We start from the raw sequence: 13903 nt of genomic DNA on the forward strand, positions 1-13903 counted from the left end.
ACTCCGTCCCGTTATTCACCGCTCGCGCCCGACTGCGGCACGAGCTCGCCCAGTGCCATGCGGCCGCTGACGAGCCGCCAGAGCGACCACGCCAGCATCGCCGCCATGCCCCCGCTGCAGACCAGCAGGCATGCATAGACAAGGCCGAGCGGGACGCCGGTGACAGGTGCGCGGTCGTCCATGCCGATCTCCACGATCTGCCAGGCGCCATGGGTCAGCAGCACGCAGCAAGCCAGTGCCCCGGTATCGGCCATCAGACGGCACAGTCGCTGGCCGCCGGCGCCAAGGCGCGCCACGACGGTAGTCATCCCGAGGTGCGCGCGGTCAGCCATGACCAGCAGCGCGCCAACGAGCGTGAGCCACATGAACAGGAAGCGCGAGGCTTCCTCCGAGAAGGCAATGCCGGTGTTGAACACATAGCGCAGCACCACGTTGCCAAAGACGAGCCCAATCATGGCGACCATCATGGCGACCATGGCGCCATGGGCAATACGAAGCGTGAAGCGATTCATGATGCGTGGGCTCCTGTCGAGGCGGTCGAAGCGTGGCCATCGCGTCCGAGATGCGCCGGCGCGTCGCCGAGCGCGATGCGATAGAACATCAGGGCGTTGTCGCGCCAGATGGCGCGCGCCTGCCCGGCGTCGAGGCCTTCCATGGCCTGCGCCATGGTGTCGACCAGCTCGCCGACGTTGGTGCGCAGTCCCGATACGGGCAGGTTGCTGGCGAACATGCAGCGTTCCGCCCCGAAGATATCGATGGCAAGGCGGATGACCCGTACGTTGTCGGCGCGGTTCCATGCCGCGTGAGGCAGTCCGAATTCGGACAGCTTCACGTGAACGCCGGGCAGGCTGGCCAATGCACGCATGCCCTGCTGCCATTTGGACAGGCCGGCCTCGGAGCGGTCCCACGGCAGTCCGGCATGCTCGACAGCGACCCTGAGGCCTGGCACGGTGGCGATGAGATCGGCGGCTTCTTCGAGGTGCCAGTAGGGCACGCGCAGATCCCACGACAGTCCGTTCGCGGCCAGTGCGTGAAGCCCGGCCCGCCAGCGCGGATCCTGCAGCGTGCCGGGCTCGCGCCGCACATCCTGCATGGCATCTGCCGCGATGCGCGGCTTGCATCGCACGCCACGCACCAGCGGATAGCGCAACTGCGCGTGCAGATGGTCGGCCCGGTCATCGTGCAGCAGATCGACGTAGGCCACGACAGCGTTGGGAAACCCGTGACGCGCGTGTTGTTCGTGCAGCCAGGCCGTTTCGGCCAGCGATTCCGCGCGATCACGCTCGGCTTCCACGTGGATGGTGCCGTCCACGCGAATCCCTTGCCAGCGCGCCAGGTAATCGTCCGCGGCGAAATCGCGGCGCAGCGTGGCGTAGTCGCCAAGGAAGAACGCGCGCGGGTCATAGCGATCCTGCAGCCACGGGTAGTGATGGCCGGCGTCGAGCCGCCAGATGTGATGATGGGCATCGACGATGGCGTCGGGAAGATGGGTCATGGTGCCAGTCCTTTCTTCTGTGCCGCGCATCAGCGCTGGGTCTCGATCGCGCGGAGGATCGCGCCGCCGGCGTCGCCGTTCTTCTGGACAAAGAGCTGGCGCGTTTCCTCGCGCACCACCTTGCGGATACTGTCGTTGTCGGGATGCTCGTTGACCTGTACCCCCTTCGCGCGCAACTGGGCAATCGCCGCGCGTTCGTTGTCGGCGTTGAGCTTGCGCTGGTAGGTGGCTGCGGCGGCGGCCTCCTCGAGCAGGATCTTCTGGTACTCGGGCTTGAGCGAATCAAACTTCGCCTTGTTCATCAACACCACCAGCGCCGTATAGGCGTGGCGCGTCAGCGAGACGTACTTTTGCACCTCGTAGAGCTTTGCCGAGACCATCAACGTCGGCGGATTCTCCTGGCCATCGACGGCACCTGATTCGAGCGCACCAAACACCTCGGCGAATGGCATCGGCTGGGGGCTGGCGCCCAGCAGCTGGAATGCCTTGATATGGGAGGGGTTTGGCGTGGTGCGGATCTTCAGGCCGCGAATGTCCTCGGCGCGCTGGATCGGGCGCTTGTTATTGCCCAGGCTGCGGAAGCCGATTTCCCAGAAGGCGAGGCCCTTGATGCGATGCGCGCCCAGTTCGTCGAGCAAGGAACGGCCGACGGCACCGTCCAGCACGCGATAGGCGCCCGGTCCGTCCTCGAACTGATAGGGCAGGTCCAGCACATTGAGCCGGGGCGCGAGCCCGGTGACGAAGGGGTTGCCGGTGGCGCCGATATCGATGGTGCCGCTGCGCACGCCGGTCACGAGCGACGTGTCGTTGCCGAGCTGGCTGTTCGCGAACACCTGGATCTCGACGCCGCCGCCGGTGCGTGCCTTGACCTTCTCGCTGAACGACAACGCGGCAAGGTGCTGGGAATCGGATTCGGGCACGGTATGCGCGAACCGCAGTTTGACGGTTTGTGCGCCGGCTGCGCTGGCGATCGACAAAAGCGCGGCCAGCACGATATGCGAGATAGCGTGTTTCATGGTGGTTGTCTCCTGGGGTGATGAATGGCGCCGCCACATCGGTTGGATGCATGTGGTGGTGGCGGTCGCCGTGAGGGCCGTCAGAGCGATTCGTTCAGCATCGCCATGTAGTCGCTTTCGCTGGCAATCCGCGGGTTGGTCTTGTGGCAGTGATCGGCCAACGCATAGGCAATCACGCGCGGGAACAACGCGGGGTCGACGCCCATCTGCGCAAGGCCGGAAGGCAGGCTGAGCCGGCGGTTTTTCTCGGCGATGGCGGCATCGATCTCATCGGCGCCGCCGATACCCATCGCCTGCGCCATTCGTGCGAGCCGGTCTTCCTCGCGCACCGATGGCGCCTGCGCGTTGAAGCGGATGACGGCGGGCAGCAGCACCGCGTTGAGCGTGCCATGGTGGAGGTTCGGCATCAGGCCACCCAGTGCATGGCTGAGGCTGTGCACGCATCCGAGCCCTTTCTGGAAGGCCAGGGCGCCCTGCATGGATGCGCTCATCATCGCGAGCCGTGCGGCGCGGTTCTGCGGCTCGCGTTGGGCCAGTTCGATATGCTGCCAGCCGCGGCGCAGGCCATCGAGCGCGATGCCATCGGCCGGCGGGTTGAAGGCTGGCGCCATGAAGGTTTCCATGCAATGCGCGATGGCGTCCATGCCCGTCGCCGCCGTCAAGCCGGGTGGCAGGCCCAGCGTCAGCTCGGGATCGCAGATCGCCACGCGCGGCACGATATGCGGAGACAGCACGCCGACCTTGCGGCCATCGTCGAGAATCAGCACGGCGCCGCGGCCAACTTCGCTGCCGGTGCCGGCCGTGGTGGGAATGGCAATGACGGGCGCCGTGGCGGCGGTAATGCGAGCCACGCCGCCTTCCACGGCCGCGAACTGGCGCAGCGGGCCCTCGTGCGTCGCGCAGATGGCCACGCCCTTGGCGAGGTCGATCGGCGAGCCGCCGCCGATGGCGATGATCCCGTCGCAGCGGTAGTCGCGATACAGCACCACGGCCTCGCGCATGGCCCGTTCGGTCGGGTTGGACGGCGTGCCGTCGTAGATCACCGCTTCCATGCCTGGCGGCAACTGCTCCAGCACACGTTGGGCGATGCCGGCTGCCTTGACGCCCGCATCGGTGACCACCAGCGGCCGCGTGATGCCGATGCGCTCGCACTCCTGCGGCAGCAGCTTGACGGCGCCGAAATCGATCTGGATCTGGGTGATGTACTGAATCAGCGGCATGGCGTCTCCTGATGGATGCGCGCCCCATGGTGCGGTGCGGCAATCCCTGTTTTCGAATTGGGGCTGGAATGGTGTCGAAGTCTAGGAACAAGGCTGCGGGGCGACAACGTGGATTTACTTGAAGCGCCTCCAAGAAAAACTCACAAGACGAGCGGCCTAGATTTTCTTGAAAGCCGCTCGAGTTTTTCTCGTTTTGCCGCGCGCGGCGCCGCCCCTAGACTGCAAGACAGCACGCCAGGCCATGGCTTGCCGGACACCATCACACCAACGAGAAACCATGAGACAGCCGATCCTGATCGAACGCGATGGCCAGATCGCCACCGTCACGCTCAATAACCCCGAAAAGCTCAACGCCCTGGATCTGTCGATGTGGCGGGGCCTGACCGATGCCATGGTCACGCTGTCCGCCGACGACACCGTGCGCTGCGTCGTCCTGCGCGGCGCGGGGGACAAGGCGTTTGCCGCGGGCGCCGATATCGAGGAATTCCGCACGCAGCGCTTCACGTCGGCACAGGCGCGCGAGTACGGCGGGATCACGCACGCCACGATGCGCGCCATCGCCGAATGCCGGCACCCGACCGTCGCGCTGATCCAGGGCGCATGCGTGGGCGGAGGCCTGGAGATCGCGTCGATGTGCGACCTGCGGATCTGCGGCCAGTCGAGCCGCTTCGGCGTACCCGTCAACCGGCTCGGGCTGGTCATGTCGTATGGCGAACTGGGCGGGCTGATGGCACTGGCCGGCCCGGCGGCCGCACTCGAGATCGTTCTGGAGGGGCGTGTGTTCGGCGCCGCCGAGGCGCGCGAGATGCGACTCGTGAACCGTGTCGTCGCCGATGCGGATGTGCCCGAGGAAGCCTTCGCGACTGCACGACGCATTGCCCAGGGTGCACCGCTGGTGGCACGCTGGCACAAGCAGTTCGTACGCCGGCTGCAGGACCCGGCGCCGCTGCGCGCCGCAGAGGAGGACGAAGCCTACGCATGCTTCGACACCGAGGATTTCCGCATCGGCTTTGACGCCTTCGTGTCGAAGTCGCGCCCGCAGTTTCGTGGGCGCTAGACGTTTTCTTGCCGCTCATTTGCCGCGCGCATCCGCGTGCTACGTATTTCCCTCCGCAAGGTGTATCTCATGAATTTGCCGTTGTCGAAAATCAAGGTCCTGGACGTCAGCCAGATCATGGCTGGCCCCTTCTGCTGCATGCTGCTTGGCGACATGGGCGCCGACGTCATCAAGGTGGAAACACCGGGCGTGGGCGACCAGACCCGCAAGGCCATGGGCTTCCGGCTCAAAGGCGATGACAGTGGAGGCTTTCTGGCGCTGAACCGCAACAAGCGCAGCGTCGAGATCGATCTCAAGAACCCCGCCGGCCTGGAGGCGTTCCACGAACTGGTGCGCGGCGCCGATGTGCTGGTCGAGAACAATCGGCCCGGCGTGGCGGCGCGGCTCAAGATCGACTACGCCACGCTGAGCGCGATCAATCCACGGCTGGTCTACGCAAGTATTTCGGGATTCGGGCAGACCGGACCGTGGTCCGCCCGCCCGGGACTCGACCTGATCGCGCAGGCGATGTCGGGGGTCATGAGCGTGATGGGGCATCCCGATGCGCCGCCCGTGAAGGCCAGCGTGCCGATCGCCGACCTTGGCGCGGGCCTTTTCACCGCATATGGAGTCCTCAGTGCGCTGATGGGCCGCGAGCATACCGGCAAGGGGCAATACGTCGACGCGTCGCTGTTCGAAACGGCCCTGGGGTTGTCTGTCTGGGAATCCGCCGAATACTGGGGCACCGGGCAGGTGCCGGTGCCGATCGGTAGCGCGAACCGGATGAGCGCACCGTACCAGGCCGTGCGTGCCGCCGACCGCCATTTCGTGATCGGCGCCGCGAATCCGAAGTTGTGGAAGGCCCTGTGCGATGTGATCGGGCGTCCCGAACTGGTCGACGATCCGCGTTTTGTCGACAACGCAGCGCGGATCCGGCACCGCGACAGCCTGATCCGCGAGATCGAAACCGAGTTTGCGCGCCGCCCCGCCAGCGAGTGGGTGGACGCGCTGCTGGCGGCAGGCGTGCCGGCCGCGCCGATTGCCACGTACGATGAGGCGCTGGCGAGCGAACAGGCGGTGGCGCGTAACATGGTGCTCGAGATCGACCACCCTGTGGAGGGCGCAACCAAGGCGTTGGGCTTCCCGGTGAAACTGTGGGGCACGCCGCAACAGGTGCGCTATCCGGCGCCGCTGCTTGGGCAGCATACCGACGAGGTACTGTCGGAGTTCGGCCTCGATGCCGCCGCCGTGGCGCGACTGCGCGCCCAGGGCGCATTCGGCGGGCAGGACGCGGCGCAGCCACCGGTGCGCAAGACAGCTTGACCCCCGAGCGGGCGAAAGACCCGCCAGAACGAACATGACCATCAGGAGACAGGGATGACCCCCTTACATGCTTCACGCCGGCACCTCGTGCTCGGTGCTCTCGCGCTCGCCGCATTTGGCTTCAGTCTGCCCGCGACGGCGGAGAGCTATCCAACCCGCCGCATTGAACTGATCGTGCCGTGGCAGGCCGGTGGCGGTGCCGATGTGGTGGCCCGCGCGCTGGCCGCCGCCGCGGCCAAGCACCTGCCGCAGCCGATTGTCGTCATCAACAAGCCCGGTGCCACGGGCGCGGTTGGCCTCGGCGAAGTGGTCAATGCCAGGCCGGACGGATACAAGCTCGTGCTGTCGTCCAGCGAGCTGACGTTCCTGAACCACCTGGGGCTGGCCAAGTTTACGTACCAGGATCTGGTGCCGATCGCCCGGCTCAATGCCGATCCGGCGGCGGTGGTGGTGCGCGCCGATGCGCCGTGGGCCACGCTGGAGCAATTCCTGGCCGATGCCCGCAAGCCCGGTGCCAATATCCGGGTAGGTACCGCCGGGCAGGGCTCGGCGTGGCACATGGCCTCGGCGGCGCTGGCGGAGAAGACCGGCGCGCGGTTCAACGACATTCCGTATGCCGGCGGCGCCCCGGCCACGCTGGCGCTGCTCGGCGGCCATATCGACGCGGTCACGGTGAGCACGGCTGAAGTGGCCGCCCATGTGGAAGCTGGCAAGCTCAAGGTGCTTGCGGTGATGGCAGACCGCCGGGTGGCCGGTTTCGAGAACGTGCCCACGCTCAAGGAGCGCAATATCGATCTGTCGATGGGTATCTGGCGCGGCATTTCGGCGCCGAAGGGGACGCCGCCCGAGGTATTGGCCGTGCTGAAGGCGGCTATCGCGAAGTCCGTCCAGGAGCCCATCATGCGCCAGACGCTCGAGAAGCTCCACTTCAGCACCGATACCTATGCCGACGACGTTACCCTGCAGGCCGAGATGGCCAGGGAGTCGGTCCAGTTCCGGCCGCTCGCACAGCGTATCGCCGCCCAGCAGAGCGCACGATGACCGCACCGTTTGTCTTCGATACGCCGTTCATCGATGCCCACCAGCATTTCTGGGATCTGGATCGTCATCGCTATCCCTGGTTGCAGGAGGAAACGGTGCCCAATTTCCGGTACGGCGACTACAGCGCACTGCGGCGCAATTATCTGCCGGCCGACTATGCACGCGACACGGCGGGATTCGCGCCCGTGAAGACCGTGCATGTCGAGGCGGAATGGGCGCGCGAGAGCCCGGTCGGGGAGACGGCCTGGCTCGACGCGCTGTCCGGCGCCCACGGCCGGCCCACGGCGATCGTCGGGCATGCCCAGCTCGACCGCGGGGACGTCGACGAGGTGCTGGCCGGCCATGCCGCCTGTGCCAGGATGCGCGGCATCCGCAACAAGCCGGCCACGGCGGCGCGCCGCGAGGATGCGCGCCGTGGGCAGCCGGGTTCGATGGACGATATGCGGTGGCGGCGCGGCTACGGGCTGCTGGGTCGCCACGGCATGTCCTTCGACCTGCAGGCGCCGTGGTGGCATCTGGACCAGGCGGCGGACCTTGCGCGCGATTTTCCGCAGACCCAGCTGGTGCTGAACCATACGGGCCTGCCGGCGGACCGCAGCGAGGCGGGGCTCGACGGCTGGCGCCGCGCCATGGAACACCTGGCGCGCGAACCCAACGTCGCGGTGAAGATCTCGGGGCTCGGGCTGCCCGGGCGGCCCTGGACGCAGGAGGACAACGTGCCCGTCATCCGCGACACCATCGCGATCTTCGGCGCGGACCGCTGCATGTTCGCCAGCAACTACCCGGTGGACAGTCTCGTGGCGCCCTACGCAACGATCCTGGCCGGCTTCGTCGCGGCCATCTCGAACCTTCCACAAGCGCAGCAGCGCGCGCTGTTGCACGACAATGCCGCGCGCATCTACCGGCTGCACGACTGACCGAATCAGGAACGGATATGGAAAATGACATCAAGGTGGGTGCGACGTGCACCCGCACGCTGGTGGTCGATCGTGCGCGCACGATCGACTTTCTGGGCGAGGACCTGCGCATCTATGCGACACCGGAACTGGTGCGCGACATCGAGCAGGTTTGCCTCGACTTCCTGCAGGATCACGTGACGCCGGGGCAGAGCTCGGTGGGGACGGAGGTGTCGGTCGAGCATGCAGGCGCGACGCCGCTCGGTGGCGAAGTGAGGATCGAAGCCGAGGTGACGGCCGCCGATGGCCGCAGCGTGACGTTCCGCGTGGCCGCGCGCGACGCGGTCGAGACCGTGTGCACCGGCATTCATCGCCGCTTCGTCGTCGATGTCGAGCGGCTCAAGTCGCGCGTGCGCAAGAAGGTGGAGGCGGCTGCGACTACCGCGGCGTCCCCGGCACTTCGCTGACGGACGCGGCGGGCTGGCGCAGCGCCGCGGTTTCGCCGCAGATCCAGTCGACGAAGCTGCGGATCCGCGGATCGTCGAGCCGCTCCTGCGGAAAGACGATGAAATACGAGAACTCGACAGGCAGCCGGATCGATTCGAACAGCCTGACGAGGCGGCCTTCCGCGAGGTCCTGCTCGATCCAGTTCTTCTTGATCAGCGCCACGCCCAGCCCGCTGATGGCGGCGTTGATGACCAGGTGGCTGGGCCAGAACGACGGGCCCCGACTGGCATCGACGTCGGTGACGCCCGCATGTTCGAGCCACATCGCCCAGTCGGGATTGCTGACGTCGGTATAGGTGCTGTCGTCGTGCAGCAGCGTGTGGTGCTTCAGGTCGGAAGGCTGGTTCAGCGGGGCGGGGCCCTGCAGCAGCGCGGGGCTGCACACGGGGATCACCTCCACGGGCAGGCACAGGCGCGAATAGAGGCCGGGATAGTCACCACGGCCGTAGCGGATGGCCAGGTCGAAATCGTCGCGCTCGAAGTCGATGCGATGGTTCGACGTGGACACCTTGAGGTCGATCTCCGGGTGAGCCTGCATGAAGCGATCCATGCGCGGAATCAGCCATTTGACCGCGAAGGTGGGCGGCATGTTGACCTTCAGCGCGGGCCGGTCCTTGCTATGGAGGCGGTGCGTCGCATCGGCCAGTTGCTTGAAGGCCAGTTGAACGGCCGGCAGGTATGCCGTGCCGGCCGGCGTCAGCACCAGTGCCTTGGCGTCGCGGATGAAGAGCTGCACGCCGAGGTTTTCTTCGAGCGTCTTGACCTGGTGGCTGACTGCCGAGGGCGTGACGAACAGTTCCTCGGCGGCTCTGGTGAAGCTGAGGTGCCGCGCGGCTACCTCGAAGGCCCGAAGCGGATTCAGGGGAGGGATCGATCTGGACATGGTCTCGCGTTCGTGCCGGGTACCAACACACCTGCGTCACTCGCCAGCCGTCACCCGGGGACTTGTCGTGCCATCCGGCCGGGCTGGACGAGACAACATAGCATCCGCGGCGGGGCAGGAACATAGGTGCCTTCCCGTGTCGCCCGCGCGCCGGCGCTGGAAGGCCGGCGCGGCGTGTGCCGGGACGGGCACCAGTCCCCCCCGGCGGCGCACCCGGCCAGCCCTGGCGAGATGGCCAGCCTAGTGGGTTTGGTGGGCCTGGTGGGCCTGGGCGGCTTGTTCGCGCGGGCGGTAGTCGATCAGGCTGGAGAACACCGCGATACCAACGGCCATGGCCACGAAGAACAGCAGCGCCAGGAAGTAGGATCCGGTCCACTGCACGATCACGCCGATCAGCACCGGCACCACCACGCCCGCCATGTTCCCGCAGAAGTTCATGGTCCCGGCCAGCACCCCGGTGCGGTCCGGGCCGCCGATCACGGCTGGCAGGCTCCAGTACATGCCACAGAAGCGGATGAAGAACAGCGCCACGCAGAGCAGGGCGACCACCGCCGTGGAGTTGGAGATATACGCGGCGGCCAGGATGCAACCGGCGGCCACCAGCGACGAGCCGCTGAACATCGTACGCATCACCAGGTTTGGCGAAGCTCCGGACGCCTTCCATTTGTCGCCCAGATAGCCGCCGATCAGTTCGCCGACAAAACCGGACATGAAGATCAGGAACGTCGCGCCGCCCATCGCCGCGATATTGAAGCCGTGGGCCTTGTGCAGGTAGCTCGGCATCCAGGTCAGCAGGCCGTAGAAGACCGCGAGGATGCAACTGTAGCCGGCGAACATCGCCAGCACCGAACGGTCGCGGATCAGTTCGCGGAACGGCACCGTGGCGCCGGCCGTGGCGATGACCGGGGCATTGCCGCGCGTGATGTGTTCGAGTTCCGCCGCGTTGACGTCAGGGTGCTCGGACGGATGGTTGCGGATATAGCGCCAGGCCAGCAACCCCGCCAGCATGGTGCCCACGCCCGCGATCACGAACGCGATGCGCCAGGAACCCAGCCACGAGATCAGTCCGGCGATGAGGATGGCGCCGAATGCGCTGCCCAGCGGCGCGCCGCCATCCACGAGCACGGCACCGCGGCCGCGTTCATGCGGTGTCAGCCATGAGCCGATCAGCTTGGCGCCCGACGGCATGATGGGCGACTCGGAGACGCCCAGGCCCATGCGTGTCAGCAGCAGCACGATCCAGTTGTGCGAGGCGGCGGCCAGCGCCTGGAACGCCCCCCACGCAATCGTGGCCGTGGCGATGATGCCGCGCGTGTGATAGCGATCGAGCAGCATGCCGGCCGGAATCTGCATCAGCGCGTACGACCAGAAGAATGCGCTCAGCATCAGGCCCTCGATGGCCGGCGTCAGGTTGAACTCGGGCGCGATCAGCGGCAAGGCCACCGACAGCGATGCGCGATCGATGTAGTTGATCGCGGTCAGCAGCAGCATGATCAGGAAGATCCGCCAGCGCACGCTGGTGGGGCGTATCGCGGCCGCCGGTGAAAGGGCGTCGGGACTCACTGAAGGCGCGGCGGACGCCGGGGTGGCGGAAGGATGCAGAGATGGCATGGTTGTCTCGTCGTTGTGGTTGTCGGGGCGAGCAAATAGCCCCCGGCACTGTATGAGCGCCGTCCCGCATTGCCTAATGACGCGTTGTGATCGTGTGATAACCGCTGGTGAGAGGCGAACCCTCAGGTCCGCGCCGAATGCGGTCCGATGCGGCGCCGTTATCGGGCCATCACGCTTTTTCATTAGGCAGGGGGCAACGCGCTTTGTAACGTTCCGGCTGGAGACAACGTACCGAACCGGAATCCTCATGCATCCCTTCTCATACCATTTCCCCACCACGCTCAGGTTTGGCAACGGCCTGGCCGCACAGGCGGGTGAGCTGATCCGCCCTCATGTCGGCGGAAAGCTGCTTGTCGTCACGGACGAGGGCCTCATGCGCAGCCGCGTGCTGGATGACTTCTTCCAGTCCCTGCGCGATGCCGGCGTGGCCTACGAGACCTTTGACGGGGTCGCGCCGAATCCGGATACCTCGGTGCTGGAGCGAGCCGTGTCATTCCTGAAGGAACATGGCTGCACCGCCGTGGCGGGCGTTGGCGGCGGCAGCAGTATCGATACGGCCAAGGGCGTGGCCGCGATGGCGACGAATCCGGGATCGATCCTCGACTACGAGGGCTACGACCGTATCCCGAACGATCCGCTGCCGATCCTGGCGCTGCCGACCACCTCCGGCACGGGGAGTGAATGCACGGCATCGACGGTGTTTACCAACAAGGAAACGCTGTTCAAGACCGTCATCATCAGCCCGAAGCTGTTCCCGAAGCTGGCGATCCTCGATCCGGCGCTGACGCTGCGCCTGCCGCCCGCGATCACCGCAGCCACCGGCATGGACGCGCTGACCCATGCCATCGAGTCGTACGTGTCGAAGCAGGCCAACCCGATCAGTCAGGCGCTGGCGCTGCACGCGATCCGCATGATCGGGGGCAGCCTGCGCACGGCCTTCTATGTGGGCGCGGACCTGCAGGCGCGCGCGGACATGCTGATGGGGTCGTTCCTGGCGGGCGTGGCGTTCTCGCAGTCGAAGCTCGGCAACGTCCACGCGATCTCCCACACGATGGGCGGCGTGTTCGACATCGCGCACGGCATCGCCAACGCTGCGTTGCTGCCCTATGTGGTGGCCTTCAACGTGCCCGCATGCCCCGGGCGCTTCCGGGATATCGCCGAGGCACTGGGCAGCGATGTATCGGGCCTCACGGATCTGGCCGCGGCCGAACGGGTGGTCACGCTGATCCGCGACCTGAATCGCGCGCTCGGTATCCCGTCCAATATTCGCGAGCTTGGCGTGGATCTGGCGCATCTGCCGCAGATGGTGAAGGACTCCATGCGCAGCGGCAATGTCCTGGTCAACCCACGGCTGACCAATGCGGCCGACATCGAGCGCATCATCGTCGCCGCCCATCGCGGCAATCTCGAAGAGGTGGCTTGAGGTACCGCCCGGCAACCACCCCGCACCACCCGGGCGCGGCCGATGGCCCGTCCTCGCATCACACACACATCAGGAACACCATGTATTACGAAATGCGGACCTATACGGTCCAGATCGGCAAGATGAAGGAATACCTGCGCCATTTCGAGCAGGAGGGCTTGCCCGTGATTTCCCGCTACGCGAAGCTGGTCGGCTGGTGGTACACGGAGATCGGAGAGCTGAATCAGGTCGTGCACATCTGGGCTTACGAAAGCCTCGACGACCGGATCGCGCGGCGCAATGCCCTCTATGAGGATCGCGACTGGCTGGAGAAGTTCGTGCCGGTTGCCTTTCCGATGCTGGTCAGGATGGAGTCCAAGTTGCTGCGTCCCGCGGATTTCTCGCCGATTCGCTGAGTACCATCCACGCTGGCGGTCACGGGCGCGCGTCTTGCGTGCCGTCCTGCATGTCGTCCGGTGGCGGTTCTTCGCAATGTGCCTTCAGCGATTCGATCAGCAAGCGCGCACCGGGCGACAGGTGCGCGCCGGATCGGGTAATGACGCCATAGGGGTCGTCGAGCGCGCGCATCGGCACGGACAAGCGTGCCAGCATGCCGAATTGTTCGCCGAACTCCGCCACGGCGCGCGGCACCACCGCCACCAGATCCGGGGTTTCGTGCAGCATCGTCAGCGTGGCGAAGGCCGATGCCGTTTCCAGTGGGTAGCGCGGCACGTCGATGCCCGCGTCGCCGAGTTCGCGCTCCAGCGCGCGGCGCATCGGCGTGTTGACCGGATACGCCATCCACGGCAGGCCGGCCAGGTCGGCCAGCGTCAGCCCGGTGGTATTCGCCAGTGGGTGCGAGCGCGCGGCCACCACCGCGAGCGGCTCCATTTCCAGCGCCATGCAATCGTAGGCGCCGGGCCTGCGGCTCACCCCACACCGGCACAGGGCCAGGTCGATGCGGCCCTCGTCGAGCAGCGGCAGCAGCGCGGCACTCGTGTTTTCGATGATTTCCACGGACAGATGCGGTTGCTGCTTGCGCAATGCGGTCAATGCGCGCGTCAGCAGCGGAATCGCACCCATGATCACGCCCACCGCGAGATGACCGCCATGCCCGTGCGCGATCGCGGTGATCTCGGCATGAAGGTGTTCGAGGTCGCTGTAGATCAGGCGTGCGTAGCGGGTCACGCACTGGCCCAGTTCATTGGCGACGAGCCCTTTGGGCTGGCGCTCGAACAGCGACATGCCCAGGATGTCCTCGATTTCGCGCAGGGCCTTGGTGGCGCCGGGCTGCGAGATGGCAATCTCGTCCGCAGCCTTGTGCAGCGAGCCGTGATGGTCGAGCGCGATCAGCAGACGCAGTTGCTTCAGGCGCAGTCTTGACGCAATGGTGGCGAGCGAGGGAAGTGCCGTGGGGCGCATGGCGGAGCTTGCAAAAATCGACACTATAGCGCCTTCGACTGATCGCGGCACG

At 66.3% G+C, this 13903-nt stretch carries 14 protein-coding genes; 7 read left to right on the plus strand and 7 right to left on the minus strand.

What is annotated here, in order from left to right; all coding sequences use genetic code 11:
• Positions 1–11: 11 nt before the first annotated feature.
• The 4 genes from BLR29_RS11965 to BLR29_RS11980 all read right to left on the minus strand — a co-directional run bounded on the left by BLR29_RS11965 (position 12) and on the right by BLR29_RS11980 (position 3731).
• Positions 12–512: a TRAP transporter small permease gene (locus BLR29_RS11965; protein WP_092137166.1), complete on the minus strand. Its 501-nt coding sequence runs from the start codon at positions 510–512 to the stop codon at positions 12–14.
• Positions 509–1495 (minus strand): amidohydrolase family protein, encoded by a 987-nt coding sequence (locus BLR29_RS11970; RefSeq protein ID WP_092137167.1) that lies wholly within the window; start codon positions 1493–1495, stop codon positions 509–511. Before BLR29_RS11970 ends, BLR29_RS11965 begins: the two co-directional genes overlap by 4 nt.
• A 29-nt stretch (positions 1496–1524) precedes the next feature.
• Positions 1525–2511 carry a DctP family TRAP transporter solute-binding subunit gene (locus BLR29_RS11975; RefSeq protein ID WP_092137168.1) on the minus strand — a complete coding sequence of 329 codons (987 nt, stop codon included), beginning with the start codon at positions 2509–2511 and terminating at the stop codon, positions 1525–1527.
• Between the two features lie 80 nt (positions 2512–2591).
• Positions 2592–3731: an iron-containing alcohol dehydrogenase gene (locus BLR29_RS11980; RefSeq protein ID WP_092137169.1), complete on the minus strand. Its 1140-nt coding sequence runs from the start codon at positions 3729–3731 to the stop codon at positions 2592–2594.
• 277 nt (positions 3732–4008) lie between these two features.
• Between BLR29_RS11980 and BLR29_RS11985 the strand changes: the two genes are divergently transcribed.
• From BLR29_RS11985 to BLR29_RS12005, 5 genes are all read left to right on the plus strand, one after another.
• Entirely contained in the window at positions 4009–4788 is a 780-nt protein-coding gene (locus BLR29_RS11985; protein ID WP_092137170.1) for an enoyl-CoA hydratase/isomerase family protein, read from the plus strand.
• Between the two features lie 69 nt (positions 4789–4857).
• Complete coding sequence (locus BLR29_RS11990; protein WP_092137171.1) at positions 4858–6090, plus strand: CaiB/BaiF CoA transferase family protein; 1233 nt, start codon at positions 4858–4860, stop codon at positions 6088–6090.
• A 54-nt stretch (positions 6091–6144) separates the two neighbouring features.
• Entirely contained in the window at positions 6145–7131 is a 987-nt protein-coding gene (locus BLR29_RS11995) for a tripartite tricarboxylate transporter substrate binding protein (RefSeq protein ID WP_092137172.1), read from the plus strand.
• Positions 7128–8048, plus strand: a complete 921-nt coding sequence (locus BLR29_RS12000; protein ID WP_092137173.1) for an amidohydrolase family protein — start codon at positions 7128–7130, stop codon at positions 8046–8048. Before BLR29_RS11995 ends, BLR29_RS12000 begins: the two co-directional genes overlap by 4 nt.
• A 17-nt stretch (positions 8049–8065) precedes the next feature.
• A complete protein-coding gene (locus BLR29_RS12005; protein ID WP_092137174.1) occupies positions 8066–8494 on the plus strand; it encodes a thioesterase family protein in 429 nt (142 codons plus the stop codon).
• Here BLR29_RS12005 and BLR29_RS12010 read toward each other — a convergent pair.
• Both BLR29_RS12010 and BLR29_RS12015 read right to left on the minus strand, forming a co-directional pair.
• Positions 8466–9416, minus strand: coding sequence for a transcriptional regulator GcvA (locus tag BLR29_RS12010; protein WP_255371201.1), 951 nt, complete (start codon positions 9414–9416; stop codon positions 8466–8468). The genes BLR29_RS12005 and BLR29_RS12010 overlap by 29 nt on opposite strands.
• A gap of 240 nt (positions 9417–9656) precedes the next feature.
• Positions 9657–11027 carry an MFS transporter gene (locus BLR29_RS12015; RefSeq protein WP_092137175.1) on the minus strand — a complete coding sequence of 457 codons (1371 nt, stop codon included), beginning with the start codon at positions 11025–11027 and terminating at the stop codon, positions 9657–9659.
• A gap of 247 nt (positions 11028–11274) precedes the next feature.
• On the opposite strand from BLR29_RS12015, the gene BLR29_RS12020 reads away from it, so the two are divergent.
• The gene (locus BLR29_RS12020; RefSeq protein WP_092137176.1) at positions 11275–12450 is read left to right on the plus strand and encodes an iron-containing alcohol dehydrogenase; all 1176 of its coding nucleotides are present in this window, start codon (positions 11275–11277) and stop codon (positions 12448–12450) included.
• A gap of 80 nt (positions 12451–12530) precedes the next feature.
• On the plus strand, positions 12531–12845 hold the full coding sequence (locus BLR29_RS12025) for an NIPSNAP family protein (RefSeq protein ID WP_092137177.1): 315 nt from the start codon (positions 12531–12533) through the stop codon (positions 12843–12845).
• 19 nt (positions 12846–12864) lie between these two features.
• Here the strand turns inward: BLR29_RS12025 and BLR29_RS12030 are convergent, their stop codons facing one another.
• Positions 12865–13851, minus strand: a complete 987-nt coding sequence (locus BLR29_RS12030; RefSeq protein ID WP_092137178.1) for a LysR family transcriptional regulator — start codon at positions 13849–13851, stop codon at positions 12865–12867.
• Between the last annotated feature and the right edge of the window lie 52 nt (positions 13852–13903).

This window comes from Cupriavidus sp. YR651 (assembly GCF_900101625.1).
GTDB lineage: Bacteria > Pseudomonadota > Gammaproteobacteria > Burkholderiales > Burkholderiaceae > Cupriavidus.

What these genes read in the sequence shown, in the direction of transcription:
- BLR29_RS11965 (WP_092137166.1), bottom strand. Translation starts at nt 512, where the DNA reads ATGAATCGCTTCACGCTTCGTATTGCCCATGGCGCCATGGTCGCCATG.
- BLR29_RS11970 (WP_092137167.1), bottom strand. Translation starts at nt 1,495, where the DNA reads ATGACCCATCTTCCCGACGCCATCGTCGATGCCCATCATCACATCTGG.
- BLR29_RS11975 (WP_092137168.1), bottom strand. Translation starts at nt 2,511, where the DNA reads ATGAAACACGCTATCTCGCATATCGTGCTGGCCGCGCTTTTGTCGATC.
- BLR29_RS11980 (WP_092137169.1), bottom strand. Translation starts at nt 3,731, where the DNA reads ATGCCGCTGATTCAGTACATCACCCAGATCCAGATCGATTTCGGCGCC.
- BLR29_RS11985 (WP_092137170.1), top strand. Translation starts at nt 4,009, where the DNA reads ATGAGACAGCCGATCCTGATCGAACGCGATGGCCAGATCGCCACCGTC.
- BLR29_RS11990 (WP_092137171.1), top strand. Translation starts at nt 4,858, where the DNA reads ATGAATTTGCCGTTGTCGAAAATCAAGGTCCTGGACGTCAGCCAGATC.
- BLR29_RS11995 (WP_092137172.1), top strand. Translation starts at nt 6,145, where the DNA reads ATGACCCCCTTACATGCTTCACGCCGGCACCTCGTGCTCGGTGCTCTC.
- BLR29_RS12000 (WP_092137173.1), top strand. Translation starts at nt 7,128, where the DNA reads ATGACCGCACCGTTTGTCTTCGATACGCCGTTCATCGATGCCCACCAG.
- BLR29_RS12005 (WP_092137174.1), top strand. Translation starts at nt 8,066, where the DNA reads ATGGAAAATGACATCAAGGTGGGTGCGACGTGCACCCGCACGCTGGTG.
- BLR29_RS12010 (WP_255371201.1), bottom strand. Translation starts at nt 9,416, where the DNA reads ATGTCCAGATCGATCCCTCCCCTGAATCCGCTTCGGGCCTTCGAGGTA.
- BLR29_RS12015 (WP_092137175.1), bottom strand. Translation starts at nt 11,027, where the DNA reads ATGCCATCTCTGCATCCTTCCGCCACCCCGGCGTCCGCCGCGCCTTCA.
- BLR29_RS12020 (WP_092137176.1), top strand. Translation starts at nt 11,275, where the DNA reads ATGCATCCCTTCTCATACCATTTCCCCACCACGCTCAGGTTTGGCAAC.
- BLR29_RS12025 (WP_092137177.1), top strand. Translation starts at nt 12,531, where the DNA reads ATGTATTACGAAATGCGGACCTATACGGTCCAGATCGGCAAGATGAAG.
- BLR29_RS12030 (WP_092137178.1), bottom strand. Translation starts at nt 13,851, where the DNA reads ATGCGCCCCACGGCACTTCCCTCGCTCGCCACCATTGCGTCAAGACTG.